Source organism: Candidatus Zixiibacteriota bacterium, from assembly GCA_022865345.1.
In the GTDB taxonomy this organism is placed as follows: Bacteria; Zixibacteria; MSB-5A5; order MSB-5A5; family RBG-16-43-9; genus RBG-16-43-9.
In genome coordinates, this window is sequence record JALHSU010000162.1 from 22,121 (window position 1) to 41,092 (window position 18,972).

Below are 18,972 nucleotides of genomic sequence, written 5' to 3' on the forward strand. Positions count from 1 at the left end.
ATATGAATCTACCTAAAAAGCTCTGAAACTTTAACCACGGATACATCCTCGGGCTTGATTTTAAGATCAAAAGCTTTGATCTTATCGTCCCCTTCTTTTAAAGATGCAGCATCTACGCCTGAGGGGTATTCAATCACAGTCTGATCTGAGAAAAGCTCTTTTTTGAAATCTTCTGCATTGCTGACAATTGCCACTATCGCAATATCATCCGGGAAAATATACTTCATAAGGTCTGAATTAACCTGGTCCGAGCTTACCCCTTTAACGTTTTTTTCGAAGTTGTCCACAAAACCATAATTACCATAAAACTCCTCATCCAAAAGGAGCCCTAATTTCCTCTGGGGGGTCTGAATCTCAAAAGGGAAATGGTTGATCTCGAAATTCTTATATCTTTCCAACTCCTCTTTGGGAACTCCAGCTTCTACTAAATCAGTCAAATCTTTCAAGACCAATTTCATAGTGAATTTACCGTTTATGCTCTTGGGATAAGTCCAGATGCTGAAATACTGCTCCCGGCGCGGAATATTGGGCGAGGTTAAATTAGACCAGCCTGCCTGCCTGAAATACTCCATATAGCTGTAAGCGCCGTAGCTCAACCCGTGTGCGGTGCGGACTGTCTGAAATAAGACTCCGAAAGATTCTCTATGTTTGCCAAAGTAGGTATTTGCGACATACAAAGGGAAAAACATTTTTTCATCTTTTCGCGTGAAACTAACCGGATGACCAAAACAGAACTGGGTCTGGCCCCTGCCCTCTTTTTCAACCAAGAGAAGTTTTCTACCCTTAAGAGGTTGAACAGTTCCCTCTGGATGAACCACTTTCCCTTCTTTTAAAGTGGAGAAGTCTTTTCTTACCTTTTCCCCCAAGTTTTCATCAATATCTCCGGCTAAGCCGATAACCAGATTATCCTTTAAAAAATGAGTGTCATAGAAATCCTGAACGTCCTGCCTGGTAAAACCCTTGATCGATGATAAACTTCCCACCACCGGGTGTCCGTAAGGATGGTCTTTGTAGATATAATCCTGCAGGCACTCCTTTACTAATTCCCCATCATCCTGCAGAAGCATATTGACCCCATCTTCCTGTTCTTTTTTCTGTTTTTCTATCTCCTCCTGAGGAAAAGAGGGTTTCAAAAGGACCTCAGTGAAGAGCGGGTAAAATTTGTCTAAATTTTCCTTTAAGGTCGTCCCGCTCACCACGATTACCTGTTTGTCCACGCTGACATCTATCCTGGCGCTCAGGAAATCCAAAAGCTCTTCTAACTGTTCCCGGGAATAAGACTGGGTACCTTTTTTCAACATAGAAGAAGCAAAATAAGCTAAACCTTCTTTCCCTTTCTGGTCATCAGCCGAGCCGGAGAAAACCATCACCCGGAAATGAACCACCGGTATCTCGGTCTTTTTCACCTGAATGATTTTGAGCTTCTGGGTCTTGCCGCAATCAATTGAAAAGACCAGTAAAAGACAAATCAAACTTAAGAGTATGATTTTCAGACCTGTATTTCTCATCTTTATTCCTCCATCTATTTTTTGAGAAAGTTAAGCTACTTCTTGGGTAATAAGGTAAGCACAGTCCTGTTCTCGGGACTGAAATATTTCTTTGCCACCTGTTGAATCATCCCCGGATTCACTTCCGAGTATTTCTTCTGAATCTCGAAAAGCAGATTGTAATCGCCGCCTTCTATCTGAAAATGCCCAATAGTATAAGCAACTGAGAGCGGGTTATCCATCCGGTAGATCATCTCAGCCTTTACGGAGTTTTTGGCTTTTTCCAGCTCTCTTTCCGAGACCGGCTCATTTTTCAGTTTTTCCAGCTCCTCTAAGATCAGGGGTTTCACCTCATCTATCGATTTTCCCCTTTTTAAAGAGGTGCTGATCTCGAAAAGCCCCGGATCCTTTCTATCTCCCATTCCGCCGGAGATATATTCGACCAGCTGTAGGTCATTGTAAAGCTTTTTAGTGAGCCTGCCTGAAGACATAAACAGAACCCGGGCTGCAAGCTCCAGCGCACAATAATCGTCATCTTTTATCTCAAAATTTGGCCCGTGAAAAGCGATCAAAAGCTTGGGAGAGATCTCAGAATCCTTCCACACGTAATTTTTCACCCTCTCCTTTGTCTGCTTCGGCTCAGCCGGTATCTTGAGATCAGGAGGAGGAGTCTTTTGCCAGTCCCCATAATACTTTTTGATTACTTCCAGGACTTTTGGAGTATCGAAATTGCCGGTTACGACGATGGCGGTATATCCAGGAGAATAGAAATTCTTTTTGAAATCCAGCCCATCCTGAACCTGGATATTTTTCTCCAGGTCTTCCTCAAAACCTATTACCGGATGGTGATAAGGATGCACCTGGTAAGCGGTCTGGACCAGCTCATCCCAGATGAAACCGTCCGGGTCATCCACCACACCCCTTCTCCTTTCCTCCTTGACCGGACCCATCTCCATTCGGAAAGCCTCATTGGTAAAGGCTAGATTCCTTACCCGGTCTGCCTCGATCGGGATTATTTTCTCCAGATAATCTTTTTTCACGTTCACAAAATAAGAGGTATAATCCTCGCCAGTCGAGGCATTGGTATTAGCTCCAAAAGAGGTAACCGCTTTATCATAGTCCGGATATTCTTTGGTTCCCCGGAACATCATATGCTCGAAGATGTGAGCCAATCCGGTAGTTCCCGGTTTTTCCTCACGCGAGCCGGCATTTATAAAGGTCATATAAGAAATAGTGGGTGCGGATTTATCCTCGCAGGTCAAAATGGTAAGCCCGTTATCCAGGACATTTTTCTTTATGTCCAGTTTGAGTTCCTGAGCCGGAAGAGAAAAGAACGGAATCAAGATCAAGAGTAAAAAAGAAACTATGCTTACCTTAAAGATTTGTCTTTTGTTCATATTTTCTCCTTGATTAGCTATTCGTTAGTTGTAGCTTCTTGCCTTGCTCAACTCGTCTAATTAAATTATTTACAGATATTTGTCAACTGATTTTTCTGGAAATAAAAATGTAGGGGCACGGCGTGCCGTGCCCCTACCAAAACTTGACACTTGAGTTTAGCAGGCTGGAGCTGGTCCGCCTTTAAACAGATAGTTTATCAGGAAGATCACGTCTGAGACGGTTGAATTGCCATCACAGTTGGCATCTCCGGCTTCCAGTGGATCGGGAGGATTTCCTCCTTTAAAAAGATAGTTTATTAAATAGATTACATCTGCCACGCTGATATTGTTATCCCCGTTGACATCCCCGCGTTTGTATCTGGCTATTCCCAGGATGAGGACGTCGTCTATGTTCCAGCCTCCCAAATGCAGCCCTTCATCTGACCTGAGCCGGTATTTGAGCTGAACCGAAAAGTTAGTGTCTGCAATTGAGGAGATATCGAAGTCCTGAAGCACCCATTTCATATCCAGATTATCAGTGGTTGAGTCATTTTGCCAGAGTAGATTTCCATTGAGTGAAACCTGGGCAGTATCCCAGATCGCTTTCTCTACAGAGAGCCACCTATGAAATTGCAGTCTGGTCTTGGTATATCTTCCGCAATTGATCACTGGAGAGAGGAGATAATTTTCCACCTGGTCAGGATAATTGTCGTTCAGATTATTTGCCCAGATCTTTGTTCCGGAGAAAGCAGACTTAGGGTCGGTTCTGCTACCGCCCAGAGGCGTTCCGTGCTGCCAGTCGTCCAAAAGGGTGACAAAACCATGTGTCCAGCCGTTATCAGTCCCCTCCATATTATCGAAAAAGACAGTGTCCATCTTCCCTATCAGGGTAAATAGAGTGCCGGTGAAACTGCCCTGGTCAGAGCTAATCGCTAAATTGAAATCTGCTCTGGTTCCGGGCTGAACTGAGGGATCGATCTGAAAACTGAACCCGGGTGAATCTGAAATCTGGGTTGCTCCAGGGGCAATTGCAGGAAAAGTGCCAGAAGAGCCGGTTATATTGATCCCTGGAGTGGAAATTGATAATGTAGCAGAAACCCCTGTGGCAGTACTCGGTCCGCTGTTTTTGAGGTCAACTGATAGCTTGATAGTTTCGCCTGGATCCAGTATTCCATCCCCATCTCCGGCTGACTCTGTAGCCTGATGTGACTCGTAAGCCAAATTCACCGGGTCAGGAGGATAAATCGGAAGGACTGTGCTTCTGCCTATGCCACAATCTCCCCATTTGATATAAAAGTATCCACCCAGTCCGCCCCAGTTTGCGCCCCAGCTATTTTTACAGATCCAGGCACCCTGGCCAGTGCCGCAGGAGTTATCATCCCAGCCAACGATTACTATGGCGTGCTCGCCCCGATAGTAACCAGAGGTATGCTGGTAACATCCGCTCGAATAAGAGTCAAAATCGTGATAAACGGAAAAGCCGCTATATACTGGTCCTGTAAGAAGTGCAGTCTTAATTGCGTTAACATCATTTTCTACGTATTGCCAGCCTTTGAGCTTAGCTACTATTTGACATTGGTCTTGAGAACAGGGCACGCCATCACTTGCCTGATAAGGCATACAGGATTCTAACACCGCTCCATATCTTTGAAAAAGCTCATAGGCCGTCTCAGCCCAGGCTCCATTACATCCGTCCTCCACATATACATTGCAGGATAGAACCTGCTGTTCGGAAAGATCATATGCTATTCCATCATGTTTTTTTATGGCTGCCTCAAAGGCACCAGTTGCAGCAAAATCCCAGCAGCTCCCACAGGAGCCTTGATTTTTAACCGAGGTTACGATACTCGAATCACGCCAGTCGAAAACCGGGGGGAATTCCATGCCCGCTTTAGCCCTCAGCTTAGGCTGTTTTTCCAGCCATTCATAATACCCTTTTGGTGGCTTAAAACCTAAAAGCTTATCGAACTCCTCATCTGAAAGCTCCGATGTCCAGTTCCTTCCCGCAATCCAGTGATACCCTTTAGCATCAATTTCCTTTTGAAGCTGGGCAATTTTCTGGTCAACAGAGTCTCCAACTGGTGTAACCTGAGCCAGAGCCAGACTCAGTCCGGCAAATAAGAAAACTATCCAGAATCCCAGTAGGGAAAACTTAAAAAACTTTAACAAAACTCCTCCTTTAGCCACCCTGGTCCAGAGATGTAAATAAGTGACCACATATCGATACATAATAACTTATTTCCAAAATTAGTCAATCCTCAATTCACCCTATAATTGCCACCTATCCTTATATCGGTATCCCCACCTTGCCACAAGGTGGGTCATGCGTTGAACTTCCTTTGCTTTCACGCTGGATGATAACATCCAGCAGGAGCAGGAGTACACCTTGCTTACCCTCAAAACTGGAAAATTCTTGTAAAATTCCTGTTGTATTTTCTCCAGATATACGTATATTTTAACAGGACTTATGCCACTTTCTTGGGGGCGATCGGTTTCGACGGGGATCAAGGGTAAAGGAAAGCAGGCCGAGGTACCCAGTAACCTCGTTAATCCATTGGGAACAAATCTAAATGCAAACGAATACTCGTATGCATTGGCTGCCTAATAAAAGGTAGCTCGTCTTACCTGAGCCTGCCTGTTGGTTCGGGCTAAGGCGTCGAGAAAAACAGGATAGCCTTCTTCTATCTCCTGGGGGAAGAGGGCGAATCAAAACCGGGATAGTTCCGGGTTAAACCTGCTTGTCGGTCTTTCCCGGAGCGAAATCCCCTCCTGCCAAAAGCGGGAAGGAAAAAAGATTAAGCTAAGCCTGTAGAAGTCCTTTAGTTCTTATCTTCGGACGTGGGTTCGATTCCCACCGCCTCCAGTTTTTTATTACCGGAGCAGTTCAAAGTTACGTTAAAAGCTCTAACATTAATGACTAATAAATTGCTTTTAGAAAAGAAAATCTCTCTGCTATTCCATTCCAATGCACTCTCATGAATGATTTCCCTATTGATAAAAAAAAGAATCCAGAGCAAAATGATATTGAAATACTGAATTTCGGGCCTCTGAGAATTGAGAGGAGGGGTCGATTTATTCGAATGAGTAGCCATTGGGATGAGAAAGATCATCAAGAATTTCTAAAGAAAATTGCAAAGGAACAACCAACTCTAAAGTCGAGAATTGATAGAGAGATTCAAGAACTGAGGAGTCTTTTGACTCAGCATGACTCACTTGAACTTTTGTCACCTGTTACTACATACAATCTAATTAATAATCAAGATACGGACTCTTATGGAAATTTTAAAGGCCAACCTTTAATAGAATTTGCGCTAAACTTAGCCCTAAGTGATGAATATCCTGAGAAACCTAAAAAACTCACTTCTTCGATTACTCAACAAGTAATTGACTCTGCAAGAAATATCATTAGAGATGTTTGGACATATTTTGGTTTTGAATTTGCTGAGAAGAAAAGAGAGCAAATCGAGGAGAAGCTCAGATATCTATCAATTTTAAGACATTTAGTTGTAAGAGGGAAAGCTTATCAAGATCATTATTTAGATACCACTAGAGAGTTATTCCAGCCACTTAATGATTTTTTTAAAAAACATTGGGGGTATGAGGTAATAGATTTTATAAATGTGGTTAAAGAAGTTTTTCAACAGATTTCTAATAACCTAAATAGTCATGCAGAAGCTTACAGATGCCAAGCAAAAGATTTACACGATTTATTCATTAAGTTCACAAGTGACAAAGATCTCAATAGATTGAAGAATTTCAATAACTTTAGGGAGCAGTTCAATGAACTCCCTGAGGTTAAAAAGAGTAGAGTCAAATTTCTTGAGCTAGAAGATATACGAGATTCTGCCTAATAAAAAAGTTCCTACCCAGATATTGGATTTGCTTAGCTGTTCTTATGGTGATAACAGAAATGATAAATTTCTATTAAAAAACTGGGAAGGTTGGCCGTTAAACGAATCAGTTATTTTTTATAAACCTATTATTAAATTCCAGAATAAGTATTATTGCTTTGTTTCTTATTTGCTCGTTCAGAATCTCCAGCCGATATTAGAAAATCTAATTAGAGAGGCTGATTCAAATTATTATTCTTCAAAATACTTAGTTATTAGAAAAGCATACTTAGAAAATAAAAGTATTAATTATCTCGCGAAAATGCTACCAGGAGCGAAAATTTATAAGAATTTATATTACTCTATAAGAGAAAATGGTGAACAAAAAAGAGTAGAGTTAGACGGGCTGATACTTTACGATCAAAATCTATTACTTATAGAGGCAAAGTCAGCCCCACTTTCTATTAGTGCTCAGCGTGGAGGGGTGGAGAGAATAAAGAGGGATGTGAATGAAGTAATTGTTGGAGCATACTCTCAATGTAAAAGGGCAAAAGATTACATTGATATTGAGGCCACGCCATGTTTTTATGATGCCAAAGATCAACTTCTCGTTAAAATAGGTGATAAAAAGTTTTTTAAAAATATTTTCCTGATTAACGTAACTTTAGATTCATTTGGAATTTTGGCAACTCATCTTAGTTCTATTAAGGCAATTGGATTGTTAGACGGTAAGGAATGGCCGTGGTCAGTCTATTTGAATGATTTAAGAGTGATTAGCGAGCTAATTGAATTTCCATCTCAGTTTTTGCATTATCTCCAGAGTAGGATTAGAATCAATGAATTCCCTCAATTTGAAAATATGGATGAACTTGATATTTTTGGGTTTTATCTTAAGGAGAATCTTTATTTCAAAGAAGGAGAACTTGATGACTTCACTAGTGTTACTCTTACTGGATACACAGATGAAATAGATAATTATTATCAAAGTGCAGGTGGTATTTCTGAAAAGAAAAAGCCTTGTCAACAATTTACTATGGGATTCAGAAAGATTATTAATAATATAGAGTTGTCAAAACGGCCAGGGTTTACAATAATTGTAACAAAATTGCTCGATTTTTGTGGAGATTCTAGGGAAGAATTTGCAAAACAATATGAGAGAGTAATACGAGATACTTTAAAAGACCATAACATGCATAATTTCAGTATGCTGTTTAATACAAAAGCCTCATTCGGTTTCACAGTTGTAGGTCTTTATGGAATTGATAAGGACGCAAAGAGCAAATGGACTTCGTACTGTTTGGCAAAAAAGCAGAAAAATAAAATTAATTCATGGTTCTGTCTATTAGTTTATGTGAAAGACAATCACTCAATATTCGATTTTCTATTCGCTTAAAGACCAAACTTATAAGATGGAATATGTGTTAAGGCATTGTCACTACTTGAAAATGATTTTAAGATAAAATGTCAACCAGTCCTTCGATTCGACTTCGCTCCCTTCGGGTCTGAGCCTCAGGGTCGAAGACATCGCCCTGAGTTTATCGAAGGGCGGACATGGTCGACCTACTTGAGATTCCTTACCAACGGATGTGAATTCTCGTTAACCCCGATTATCTTGGCATTTCTTATATCATGAGCTAAGACCACAGAAGGTCTGGCATCATCCAGGCCAAATCCTCTGCCTGTCAGGGTTTCCCGATAAACAATGGTGTGCAAATTGGTGAACCCTTCTGAGAATTCGACTTCATGCCCGTCAATGGTGATCGAGCGGAATGTTGTTCTGCCTTTGCTTTTACACTCTTCCGGCAGATCTTTTTTCTCGATTGACAAAAACCACTTTACCCTGGCATTTTCAAGCTCCATATAACCTGCGGTTCTTGTGGGTGTGGCAAGATGTACCTCGGAACCTTCTACTTTTCCGAATAGCCAGAGCAAAAGGTCAAAGAAATGAATCCCGATGTTTGTGGCTAAGCCGCCGGATTTGTCGACCTGGCCTTTCCAGGAAATCAGGTACCAAAGACCGCGGGAAGTAATATATGTAAGGATAATCTCTTTTTTGGAACTTGACTTCTCTTTCTGTACTTTTTCTTTGAGTGCGATCAATGACGGATGAACCCGTAACTGCAGGACCGTGAAAATCCTTTTCCCGCTCTCCATCTCTAATTCCTGCAGTGCATCGATATTCCAGGGGTTTAAGACAACCGGTTTTTCGCAGATAACATCCGCACCGACCCTGAGGGCAAAACGGCAGTGAGCATCGTGCAGATAATTAGGAGAGCAGATGCTGACGTAATGCACACGCTGGTCCTCTCCCTGCCGGCGAAGTTTTTCAATATGCCGGTCAAATCTCTCGAACTCGGTGAAGAAGCTGACATCTGCGAAGTAACTGTCCAGAAGACCCACCGAATCATGCGGATCAACTGCTGCGACCAATCTGTTACCGGTCTCTTTCATCGCCTTAAGATGCCTTGGCGCCACATATCCTGCTACTCCGGTTATTGCGAAGTTTTTGGACATTGTCTTTTCTCCGATTATATTTCTTTTATTTTATCGACTAAATTGCTCTTCTTCTTACTTTTCGACAGAGATAATAAACGCCTGGCAGTCCAGATTGTCAAATGGAAAAGATTCCATACCTGTCATTCTGAACGAAGCGAAGAATCCGCGACACGGAAAGCGAGATTCTTCGTCCCACCTTCGGTGGAACTCAGAATGGCACGAGTCGCCTTTTCTGGTTGCGAGATATGATCACCCACGTTGCGGGCAACGTGGGGCTAACGCTAATTACCCCTCATAGTCTGTCATTGCGAGGAGTCCGTAGGACGACGCAGCAATCCCTTCAGAGTAAACGGATTGCTTCGCCCCCGTACGGGGGCTCGCAATGACTCGTAAGGTTCACCAATTTCTCAACTCAACTTTATCTTGACAATCCCTTTTAGAAACGATAAAATATCCTCACATAAAAACCTTATTTCAAGGAGGGAAAGATGAATCACAAAAAAATCGTCCTGACAGTTTTAATGCTACTTTTATGTGTAGCTCTTTCGAACGCCCAGGAACTTAAATCTTATCCCTGCCATACCTATTCCATCGTTGCCCGTGACCCTTCAACCGGCGAGATGGGGGTTGCGGTTCAGTCTCATTATTTCTCAGTTGGACCTGTGGTCCCCTGGGCTGAGGCAGGGGTTGGCGCTGTGGCTACCCAATCCTTGGTGGATGTCTCTTATGGTCCTTTGGGCCTAGATTTGATGAGGGCAGGCAAGACTGCCCAGGATGCCCTGAAAGCTCTGCTTGCCGGAGATAAGAATAATGCCGTTCGCCAGGTGGCGATGATTGATGCGTCTGGAAACGTGGCAGCTCATACTGGAGATAAGTGCATACCGGCTGCTGGGCACATTGTCGGGAAAAACTATTCGGTTCAGGCAAATCTGATGTTGAATGATAAGGTCTGGCCTGCAATGTCCAAAGCCTTTGAGAATACCAAAGGGAGTTTGGCTGAGAGGATGCTCGCTGCCCTGGATGCGGCTCAAGCACAAGGCGGAGATATCCGAGGAAAACAATCTGCCGCAATTTTGATAGTCAAAGGTAAATCCTCTGGCAAGCCCTGGCAGGATAAGGTCCTGGATTTGAGAGTGGAGGATAATCCTGAGCCCTTAAAAGAGCTTAGAAGATTAGTAAAAATTGCCGAAGCCTACCACCATTCAGATTTAGGTGACCTGGCTTTAGAAAAGAAAGACCTGAAAACCGCTCTGAAAGAGTATGCTGAAGCAAGGAGACTATATCCTGAAAACGTGGAGTTGGAATTCTGGGAGGCAACCGCCTTAGTGAACAACAACCGGGTAGACCAATCCCTGCCTATCTTTAAAGAGGTTTTTGAAAAGGACCCTATCTGGAAAGAGCTGGTAAGAAGGCTTCCTTCAGTTGATTTGTTACCGAAAGACGAGAAGGTAATCAAGAGAATTCTGGAAGTTACAAAATAAGCTGGGAGCTTGTAGCCTGTAGCTTTTCAAAAATAAAAAAAGACGAAGAATATGAGAAATCCATTCAAGTTTCTAATAGTCTCTATTTTCCTTTTGGTTTTATTCTCGAACTCTTTAGCCCAGATAAATAGAACCTGGTATGTGAATGACCTCAAAGATAAGAAGATCGGAGTCGGGTCAAAAGATGAGCCTTTCAGGGATTTGCAGTATGCATTTGACCAGGCAAAAGATGGGGATACCATCTTCGTTTTTCCTGGAACTTATGAGGCTAAGCCTGAAGAATATATAGAAGAACTGTGCGGCAACTGTCAGGAGCACAAGACCAGGGTTACTGCTACCAGAGGCTTCATAATTCAGAACAAAGGTCTGAACATAATCGGTAGTGGAAAAGATAATACAATCCTGGTTACAAGTGCAGGCTATGGAGTTTTGTTCGAACAAAGCCGGAATTCATTTATAACGAAACTTAAGATAACCGGAGGAAAAAGGGACCCGGATGGGAATGCCACTGATGCAGGGATTGTCACCAAATTCAGCACTGTTACCATAAAAGACCTTGAGGTCTCGGACAACACTCACCGGTTAGATGGGGTCGTAGTTGGAATCGGAGGTGTGTTCGGAAGGGAGAATTCTGAAATACATATTCTGAACAGCCGGATTCAAAATAACGGCTGGGACGGAGTGGCATTATACCGGGGTGCAACTGCCTATATTGCAGATAATGTTATTTGCGACGGACGAGGTGCAGGAATAGGGATAACCTGGGATGCTGTGGCGACGGTTTACCGCAACGAAATTTCTGGCTACTGGAAGGGAATCGGAACCTTTGGAAATTCCAGAGCTGTGGTGAGGAATAATCTGGTGCACGAGAATTTAGGGTGGGGTATAATCGCCACTGGTACATCTTATATGGATGCTTCGAATAATGTTATCACCAGAAACGGAAACTGCGGCTTTGCAGTCTGGAGCGCAGAGTGCAAAGGGGTCTGCACGAATAATATCATCACTGATAACGGCTGGAGAAAAGAATGGGTCTGCCCCTGCGTTGGAATCTGGGCAACTGATATAAATCCGAATTTTCCCATAACCTATAATGACGTCTTGAATAATAGCGCAGGCAACTACAAAGATTTACCAGACCAAACTGAGCAAAATGGGAACCTGTCAGTTGACCCGCTCTTTGAAAGCCAGACAGATTTTCATTTGAAATCCGGCTCTACTCTAATTGACAAAGGCAACCCTCTTTTGACTGATCCAGACGGTAGCATAAGCGACCCTGGATTGTATGGAGGACCAAACGCTCGCAGATAATTACCGTTCAGGTGGGGGCGTATTTCAATGCGCCCCACTTGCTCTCCGTTGGTCTCCTGACCAACGGAGTATCTTTGTTGGTGAGGACACCAACAAAGAGCTTTTAAAAAAATCGTAGAGGCTTGATTTATCAAGCCTTATAATTTCATATCTATGACCTTTCCAAAACCAAAAAAATTCAAATGGCGCTATGTCTTTTTAGGTTTGCTTTTAATTTTTGTTCTCATCTTTCTTTTAGAGTATTTAACCCTGCCGGATGTAAAATATCTTCAAAAGGAAAATCCTGAGACCACCTCTTTAGTCCGGATAAGGAACAAAGAATATGAGAAAAAAGGCAAAAAGCCCAGGGAATACCGCATCTGGGTACCATATAGCCAGATTTCGCCCTATCTGAAAAAAGCTATTTTAGTGGGTGAGGATATAAATTTCTTCACTCACAGCGGAATAGATCTGCAGGAGATGAAAGAATCCTTAAAGATCGACTGGAAAAAGAAAAAATTCTCCAGAGGAGCATCCACCATTACCCAGCAATTAGCCAAAAACCTCTACCTTTCACCTTCAAAAAATCCTTTGAGAAAATTGAAGGAGATTCTAATTGCCTTCAGATTGGAAAAATCATTGAGCAAAAGAAGGATCTTTGAGCTTTATCTGAATTTAGTTGAATGGGGAGATGGAATCTACGGCTGTGAAGCGGCTTCCAGATATTATTTTGAAAAATCATCATCAGACCTTACTCCAGATGAGGCGATCTGCATGGCGACCTCTTTACCCTTTCCCCGGAAATACCCGCCTACCTCAGACGCCCGAAGATTTGAAAGAAGAAGAAATATAATTTTAAACCGGATGCTAAAATACGGATTCTTAACCTTAGAGGAATATGAAGCACCTTTGAATCCGCAAGTTGAGGAACCCAAAGATTCAACTTGATGGTAGACGTGTATTTCGTAGCGCGACCCTTTTAGGGTCGCAAAATACAAGGGACAAAATCCGCCTGTGGCGGATTTTGTCCCTACCCATTAAAAATATCGGCGCCTCCTTTATAAGACTCGACTTTACCTTAGAACCTCACCCTTACCCTCTCCTTTAAAAGAAGAGGGGGAATGAAGGGGCGACCCTTCCTTCGTTTCTGCTCAGGACGGTGAGCTTGTCGAACCGCGTGGTCGCCCGCGGGTATGTGAGACGGGAGGGGACAAGCCCCTCCCCTACAAAAGATCTTCCCAATAAACCGTTGACAAAAAGGCACTGAAAAACTATTATAAGCCATATATAGAACCGTCAAAGGATTAAATCCGGGGAGAAAAGATGCGTTCTTTAAGGGTCGGGATGGCACAGATAAACTGCACCGTAGGGGATTTAGGGGGAAATACCAAGAAGATAATCCAGTATTTGGACAAAGCCAGAAAAATTGGGGTTGAGCTGATATGTTTTCCTGAGCTTGCCATCACCGGATATCCGCCTGAGGATCTGCTCCTCAAGCCCCGGTTCATCGAAGATAACCTGAAGGCTTTGAAAAAAATTATCCAGAAGACTGTAGGTTTAACTGCAGTGGTAGGCTTTGTGGATAAAAATGGGGAGGTTTTCAATGCAGCAGCCATTATCCATAATAAGAAACTGGTGGACGTTTATTATAAAAGCAACCTGCCCAATTATGGGGTGTTTGACGAATACCGCTATTTTCAGCCGGGTGAAAAACCCTCTGTTTATCAGGTGGGCGACTTCGTCTTTGGGGTAAATATCTGCGAAGATATCTGGTATCCAGAAGGACCGGCAAAGATTCAGGCTTTAATCGGCGAAGCTGAACTGATAGTGAATATCAACGCCTCACCCTATCATATGGACAAGTGGAAAGAAAGGGAAAAGATGCTTTCCACCCGTGCCAGCGACAATCGGGTCTTCATTTTGTATAATAACTTAGTTGGAGGCCAGGATGAGCTGGTCTTTGACGGAATGGGTATGATTTTTGACCCTGAAGGTAAAACCATCTGCCGGGGTAAACAGTTCGAAGAGGATTTTATAATAGCAGACCTGGACTTGGATGAGGTTTTCAGGGCAAGATTACACGACCCTAAATGGAGAACGGAAAAAGAGAAACTCAAATCTAAAACCGTCAATAAAATAATCGTCACAAAAAAAACTCTTAAGAGAAGAAAATCAAAGATAAAAAGGATAAATCCGGAACCTCTCTCGCCTCTGGCTGAAGTCTATAAGGCTCTGGTTTTGGGGACTAAAGATTACCTCAGGAAGAACGGGTTTTCTAAAGCGGTCCTTGGACTGAGCGGAGGAATAGACTCTGCCCTGGTAGCCGTGATTGCCAAAGATGCCTTAGGTAAAGAAAACGTTATTTCTGTTTTTATGCCATCTGAGTTTACTTCTAAAAGAAGTCTTTTGGATGCTAAAAAATTAGCTCATAATCTGGGGACCAAGTTTATCAATCTTCCTATCCGGAAAATCCTGGAGACCTATATCTCAACTTTGTCTTCAGGGTTTAAAGGTAAAAAGCCGGACGTGACTGAGGAAAACCTCCAGGCAAGGATAAGAGGTAATCTTTTGATGGCTCTTTCCAACAAATTCGGCTGGCTGGTGTTGACTACCGGGAATAAAAGCGAGTTAGCTGCAGGATATTCTACTCTGTATGGAGATATGGTTGGTGGCTTTGTGGTTTTGAAAGATATTCCCAAAACTTTAGTTTACAAGTTAGCCCGCCATAGAAATTCTCAGGAGAAAAAGGAGCTGATCCCGGAAGATATTTTGAAAAGAGAGCCCACGGCCGAGCTTAAGCCCGGGCAAAAGGATACTGACACTCTTCCTCCTTATCCGGTTTTAGACCCGATTTTAAAATATTATGTGGAGGAAGATAAGGGGTTCAAGGAAATAAAGGATTTGGGTTTTAATGAAGATACTATAATTAAAGTTATGCAGATGGTGGACAGAAGCGAATATAAAAGAAGACAGGCGCCCCCTGGCATAAAGATTACTGCCCGAGCCTTTGGAAAAGACCGCAGATTGCCAATCACCAATAAATATAAAGAGTTCTAAGATGTCCGAGAAGCTAAGGCCGATTTTAGAGATAGCAGAAGATCTCGGCTTAAAAGAGGATGAGTTAGAGCTGGACGGTAAGTCTATTGCCAAAGTGTCTTTCAAGGTCTTAGACAGATTAAAAGAAAGAAAAAACGGGAAGTATATTTTCGTCACGGCTATCACCCCTACCCCGGCCGGAGAGGGAAAAACAGTTACTGCTATCGGTCTCTCTCAAGCTTTAAATAAAATCGGTAAAAAAACTGTCTGCACTTTAAGGCAGCCATCTATGGGACCATTGTTCGGGCTTAAAGGCGGGGCTACTGGAGGCGGGAAAGCTCAGGTTCTGCCCAAAGAGGAGATAAACTTACATTTCACCGGAGATTTTCATGCGGTTGGTTATGCGCATAATTTACTCTCAGCTATTCTGGATACCCATCTGCAAAAGGGAAATAAATTATGCCTGGATATATCTGAGATTTTCTGGCCCAGGGTGGTAGATATTGATGACCGGGCTTTAAGACATATAGTCATTGGCTTAGGTGGTAAAGCTGATGGAATTCCCAGGGAATCTTATTTTGACATCACCCCTGCCAGCGAAGTGATGTCGATTCTATCTTTATCTACAGATTTAGAAGACCTCAAGAAACGCCTCTCAAATATAACTGTGGGCATAGACCAGAACAAGAAGATGATAACAGCTCAGGATTTTAAATCTCCTGGCGCTATGGCAGTGGTCTTGAAAAAGGCTTTCAATCCCAATTTAGTCCAGACTTCAGAGGGAACCCCTGCCTTTATCCATACTGGTCCCTTTGCCAATATTTCCCACGGTAACTCTTCAGTGATTGCTGACCTCATCTCCCTGAAACTGGCTGATTATGTGGTGACTGAATCAGGGTTTGGAGCTGACTGCGGTGCAGAAAAATTGATGGATATCAAATGCCGGGAATCCGGGTTAACCCCTGATCTGGCGGTCTTAGTTGCTACAGTCAAGAGCCTGATGATGCATGGAATAGGTATTTATGATAAGAAAGCAATTGACCAGGAAAACCTTGAGACCCTGGAAAAAGGGTGCGGAAACCTGCAAAAGCATATACAGAATCTTAAACTTTTCGGCCTGCCGGTTCTAGTGGCTATCAACCGTTTTCCTGAGGATAGCGAAGCAGAGCTTTCGCTCTTGAAGGAAAAATCGCTCCAGGCAGGAGCAGATGACGTAGCAGTGGCAGAGATGTTCGACAAAGGCGGAGAAGGCGGAACAGAATTAGCTGAAAAGGCTGTAAAATTGTGTCAGAGAGGGTGCTGTTTTAAATTCCTGTACGAAGGCGGAGGGATAAAGGAAAAAATTGAAACCATCGCCAAAAAAATCTACGGAGCCGGCGAGGTACTTTACTTCCCCTTAGCTGAGAAAAAGATAGACCTTTTCAAATCCTGGGGATTAGATTTTTTACCAATGTGCATAGCCAAGACCCCTTACTCTTTTTCCCATGACCCCAAGCTCAAAGGAAGACCAGAGAATTTTCGTCTTCCCATTGAGGATTTGAGACCTGCAACCGGTGCAGGTTACCTTTATGCCTTAGCCGGTGATATCATGACTATGCCAGGACTCCCCACCAACCCGGCTGCTTTCAATTTCGATTTAGACAAGTACGGAAACATAACCGGGCTAACTTAGAAAAGGAGCAAAGATGGAAAAACTATTAGACATACTCTCCAATGCCATGCAGGTGGAAATAGACGGGTACCATTTTTACAAATTAGCCTCAGAGAAAACTGCAGACCAGAAGGGAAAGGAGGTCTTCTCATCTCTGGCAGAGGATGAGAAAAAACATTATCAGATTTTAAAGGGACAGTATGAGAAAGTGAGAAAAACCGGAGGGATAGAGTTCAAGGATAAAAAAGTTGAATTCTTCAAATCGGAAAGCCCCAGCCCGATCTTCTCTGAGGATTTCAAGAAAAGGATCAAAGATATGCACTTCGAGATGTCAGCCTTATCCATCGGAGCGCTTTTAGAGAAAAATTCAATCGAATTTTACCGGAAATCTGCTGAAGAAAGCGGAGATGAGGAGGTTAAAAACCTTTTCTCCTATTTAGTGCAATGGGAACAGGAGCATCTCAAAGCGCTGATTACCCAGCAGCAATATCTCAAAGAGGCTTACTGGCAGGACGCCAGATTTTTCCCGGATATCTAAAGGAGGTGAACGATGAAAACCTTTACCGCCTATGTAGAATGGGATCCTGAGACTAAACTTTACGTAGGAATTGTTCCCGGCATCCCCGGGGCCCATACCCAGGGTGCGACTCTGGACGAACTCCAGAAAAATCTCAAAGAAGTTTTGGAACTATGTCTTGAAGAGTACAAAGGCCCAGTAGAAGACTTACCGCATTTTATAGGCCTTCAGCAGATTGAGGTGGTTATATGAGCCGCCTACCGATTACGGACTTCAAAATAATGGAAAAACTGCTACTCAGCTTAGGCTTCAAACCAGTGCGGCAAAAGGGAAGTCATGTGTTCTTTCGTCACCCTGATGGAAGAACTACCACGGTTCCTAATCATCCAGGAAGGGACCTTGCCCGACCACTGATTCGTGAAATCCTTCGGGAAATCGAGATGACTGCTGAGCAATTTAGCAAGCAATTAGAGAAAATGTAACTTTATTAGATCACAGAACATCTCAGTCTCTGGCCCCCCTGAATGGAGTGAACCGGGATCAGTAGAATTGTGCACTCCTAAAAAAATTTAAAGGAGGAAAAAATGCCTATAAAGCCAGGAGAGAAAGCCCCGGATTTTGCATTAAAGGGGCATGATGATAAGGAATATAAGTTATCAGATTTCAAAGGAAAAAACGTGGTCTTAGCCTTTTATGTGGCGGATTTCAGTCCGGTATGCAGTAAGGAAAATGTCTGTTTTGTCAACGACCTGAAAAGATTTGAGAATTTGAATGCGCAAATCTTCAGCATAAGCGTTGACAATATCTGGTCACACAAGGCTTTTGCGGAGAAGCTCCAGATTAAATATCCGCTTTTGTCCGATTTCCACCCCAAAGGAGCAGTTGCCTCCAAATACGGGCTATATTTATCTGATCTCGGCATAACCAACCGGGCTACGGTGATAATAGATAAAGAAGGGATCGTTCGCTACGTTCAGGTTTATGATATCCCCCAGCAGAGGGAAAACAGCGAGCTTTTAAAGGTTTTAGAGGATTTAAAGTAGCCTATCTTTTAAGATTTTTGATATTTTATGTGGTCGTCGGGTCCCCTGACCCGACGGAAAACTTATATAAACTACCTTTGAAAATTAGGAATACGTTTTAAAACCTCATCTATCTGCTGGACTTTGAAGGGCTTTAGTAGAAATCCATCTGGTCTGGGTTCCTCTTCCGGATTAAATTCTGCTTCGTAGCCGGTTATAAGAACTACTGGAAGTTTAGGGAAATTATGCTTCACGGTCTTTAAAAGCTCATGTCCATTCATCTTGGGCATCATCAGGTCAGTTATCACCAGGTCGAAGGTTTCCTCATTTAAAATATCCAAAGCTTCCTCCCCATCCTGTGCTTTCTTGCTGGTAAGATCAAAACACTGAAGCAATATGTCTGCCAGGAGACTGGACATATTCGGATTGTCTTCTACTATCAGAACTTTTTTGTTTTTAAAACCATGACTCATATACTGCCTATTCCTCTCAAAATGATCGAACAAAACTGTATTTAATACTATTATCGGCTGGAGAAGAGCTTTCCTCAATAAAAAAGGACAGATGTTCTATCTATACTTTTTTATTTACCATATTTTAAAGAATAAACCCACGTTGAGGGCAACGTGGGTTTACTGATTTTGAAGGGGTAGCCGCAACCTTCAGGTTGCGTTACTCCTTAGTCTTTATTTCTACGGTTACCAAAAATAGGTTCCTTTTCTATTCGAAAAGATTTTCTCTTTTTATTTCCTCTTTGATGATTTGGTAAAGTTCTTTTGCCTCATC

16 protein-coding genes and 1 other RNA gene are annotated in these 18,972 nt (G+C 42.7%); 12 read left to right on the plus strand and 5 right to left on the minus strand.

The annotated features are described in order from the left end of the window. Positions 1 to 8: 8 nt before the first annotated feature. The 3 genes from MUP17_07870 to MUP17_07880 form a co-directional block, all read right to left on the minus strand. Entirely contained in the window at positions 9 to 1,508 is a 1,500-nt protein-coding gene (locus MUP17_07870; GenBank protein MCJ7458894.1) for an insulinase family protein, read from the minus strand. Between the two features lie 35 nt (positions 1,509 to 1,543). After that, a complete protein-coding gene (locus MUP17_07875) occupies positions 1,544 to 2,884 on the minus strand; it encodes an insulinase family protein (GenBank protein ID MCJ7458895.1) in 1,341 nt (446 codons plus the stop codon). Positions 2,885 to 3,040: 156 nt separating this feature from the next. Continuing rightward, positions 3,041 to 5,032: a dockerin type I domain-containing protein gene (locus MUP17_07880; GenBank protein ID MCJ7458896.1), complete on the minus strand. Its 1,992-nt coding sequence runs from the start codon at positions 5,030 to 5,032 to the stop codon at positions 3,041 to 3,043. 311 nt (positions 5,033 to 5,343) lie between these two features. On the opposite strand from MUP17_07880, the gene ssrA reads away from it, so the two are divergent. The 3 genes from ssrA (at position 5,344) to MUP17_07895 (ending at position 8,086) form a co-directional block, all read left to right on the plus strand. Next, positions 5,344 to 5,729: a transfer-messenger RNA gene (gene ssrA, locus MUP17_07885) on the plus strand. 109 nt (positions 5,730 to 5,838) lie between these two features. Then, entirely contained in the window at positions 5,839 to 6,714 is an 876-nt protein-coding gene (locus MUP17_07890) for a hypothetical protein (protein MCJ7458897.1), read from the plus strand. 169 nt (positions 6,715 to 6,883) lie between these two features. Further along, positions 6,884 to 8,086, plus strand: a complete 1,203-nt coding sequence (locus tag MUP17_07895) for a hypothetical protein (GenBank protein MCJ7458898.1) — start codon at positions 6,884 to 6,886, stop codon at positions 8,084 to 8,086. Between the two features lie 167 nt (positions 8,087 to 8,253). On the opposite strand, the gene MUP17_07900 is transcribed toward MUP17_07895, so the two are convergent. Then, a complete protein-coding gene (locus MUP17_07900; protein MCJ7458899.1) occupies positions 8,254 to 9,207 on the minus strand; it encodes a Gfo/Idh/MocA family oxidoreductase in 954 nt (317 codons plus the stop codon). A 470-nt stretch (positions 9,208 to 9,677) separates the two neighbouring features. Between MUP17_07900 and MUP17_07905 the strand changes: the two genes are divergently transcribed. From MUP17_07905 to MUP17_07945, 9 genes are all read left to right on the plus strand, one after another. Continuing rightward, on the plus strand, positions 9,678 to 10,670 hold the full coding sequence (locus MUP17_07905; GenBank protein ID MCJ7458900.1) for a DUF1028 domain-containing protein: 993 nt from the start codon (positions 9,678 to 9,680) through the stop codon (positions 10,668 to 10,670). Positions 10,671 to 10,721: 51 nt separating this feature from the next. Continuing rightward, complete coding sequence (locus MUP17_07910; protein MCJ7458901.1) at positions 10,722 to 11,981, plus strand: right-handed parallel beta-helix repeat-containing protein; 1,260 nt, start codon at positions 10,722 to 10,724, stop codon at positions 11,979 to 11,981. Between the two features lie 153 nt (positions 11,982 to 12,134). Continuing rightward, positions 12,135 to 12,908 (plus strand): monofunctional biosynthetic peptidoglycan transglycosylase, encoded by a 774-nt coding sequence (mtgA, locus tag MUP17_07915; protein MCJ7458902.1) that lies wholly within the window; start codon positions 12,135 to 12,137, stop codon positions 12,906 to 12,908. Between the two features lie 375 nt (positions 12,909 to 13,283). Continuing rightward, positions 13,284 to 15,017, plus strand: coding sequence for an NAD+ synthase (locus tag MUP17_07920; GenBank protein ID MCJ7458903.1), 1,734 nt, complete (start codon positions 13,284 to 13,286; stop codon positions 15,015 to 15,017). A gap of 1 nt (position 15,018) precedes the next feature. Continuing rightward, the gene (locus MUP17_07925) at positions 15,019 to 16,668 is read left to right on the plus strand and encodes a formate--tetrahydrofolate ligase (protein MCJ7458904.1); all 1,650 of its coding nucleotides are present in this window, start codon (positions 15,019 to 15,021) and stop codon (positions 16,666 to 16,668) included. A gap of 13 nt (positions 16,669 to 16,681) precedes the next feature. Continuing rightward, complete coding sequence (locus tag MUP17_07930) at positions 16,682 to 17,185, plus strand: ferritin family protein (protein MCJ7458905.1); 504 nt, start codon at positions 16,682 to 16,684, stop codon at positions 17,183 to 17,185. A 12-nt stretch (positions 17,186 to 17,197) separates the two neighbouring features. Continuing rightward, the gene (locus MUP17_07935; GenBank protein MCJ7458906.1) at positions 17,198 to 17,416 is read left to right on the plus strand and encodes a type II toxin-antitoxin system HicB family antitoxin; all 219 of its coding nucleotides are present in this window, start codon (positions 17,198 to 17,200) and stop codon (positions 17,414 to 17,416) included. Next, the gene (locus MUP17_07940; GenBank protein ID MCJ7458907.1) at positions 17,413 to 17,646 is read left to right on the plus strand and encodes a type II toxin-antitoxin system HicA family toxin; all 234 of its coding nucleotides are present in this window, start codon (positions 17,413 to 17,415) and stop codon (positions 17,644 to 17,646) included. Before MUP17_07935 ends, MUP17_07940 begins: the two co-directional genes overlap by 4 nt. 102 nt (positions 17,647 to 17,748) lie before the next feature. Beyond that, a complete protein-coding gene (locus MUP17_07945) occupies positions 17,749 to 18,207 on the plus strand; it encodes a peroxiredoxin (protein ID MCJ7458908.1) in 459 nt (152 codons plus the stop codon). 71 nt (positions 18,208 to 18,278) lie between these two features. Here MUP17_07945 and MUP17_07950 read toward each other — a convergent pair whose 3' ends face one another. Continuing rightward, positions 18,279 to 18,659: a response regulator gene (locus MUP17_07950; GenBank protein MCJ7458909.1), complete on the minus strand. Its 381-nt coding sequence runs from the start codon at positions 18,657 to 18,659 to the stop codon at positions 18,279 to 18,281. Between the last annotated feature and the right edge of the window lie 313 nt (positions 18,660 to 18,972).

Coding starts and splice junctions, on each gene's coding strand:
- MUP17_07900 (MCJ7458899.1), bottom strand. CDS start 9,207: ATGTCCAAAAACTTCGCAATAACCGGAGTAGCAGGATATGTGGCGCCA.
- MUP17_07925 (MCJ7458904.1), top strand. CDS start 15,019: ATGTCCGAGAAGCTAAGGCCGATTTTAGAGATAGCAGAAGATCTCGGC.
- MUP17_07890 (MCJ7458897.1), top strand. CDS start 5,839: ATGAATGATTTCCCTATTGATAAAAAAAAGAATCCAGAGCAAAATGAT.
- MUP17_07950 (MCJ7458909.1), bottom strand. CDS start 18,659: ATGAGTCATGGTTTTAAAAACAAAAAAGTTCTGATAGTAGAAGACAAT.
- mtgA (MCJ7458902.1), top strand. CDS start 12,135: ATGACCTTTCCAAAACCAAAAAAATTCAAATGGCGCTATGTCTTTTTA.
- MUP17_07870 (MCJ7458894.1), bottom strand. CDS start 1,508: ATGAGAAATACAGGTCTGAAAATCATACTCTTAAGTTTGATTTGTCTT.
- MUP17_07945 (MCJ7458908.1), top strand. CDS start 17,749: ATGCCTATAAAGCCAGGAGAGAAAGCCCCGGATTTTGCATTAAAGGGG.
- MUP17_07940 (MCJ7458907.1), top strand. CDS start 17,413: ATGAGCCGCCTACCGATTACGGACTTCAAAATAATGGAAAAACTGCTA.
- MUP17_07875 (MCJ7458895.1), bottom strand. CDS start 2,884: ATGAACAAAAGACAAATCTTTAAGGTAAGCATAGTTTCTTTTTTACTC.
- MUP17_07935 (MCJ7458906.1), top strand. CDS start 17,198: ATGAAAACCTTTACCGCCTATGTAGAATGGGATCCTGAGACTAAACTT.
- MUP17_07930 (MCJ7458905.1), top strand. CDS start 16,682: ATGGAAAAACTATTAGACATACTCTCCAATGCCATGCAGGTGGAAATA.
- MUP17_07910 (MCJ7458901.1), top strand. CDS start 10,722: ATGAGAAATCCATTCAAGTTTCTAATAGTCTCTATTTTCCTTTTGGTT.
- MUP17_07920 (MCJ7458903.1), top strand. CDS start 13,284: ATGCGTTCTTTAAGGGTCGGGATGGCACAGATAAACTGCACCGTAGGG.
- MUP17_07905 (MCJ7458900.1), top strand. CDS start 9,678: ATGAATCACAAAAAAATCGTCCTGACAGTTTTAATGCTACTTTTATGT.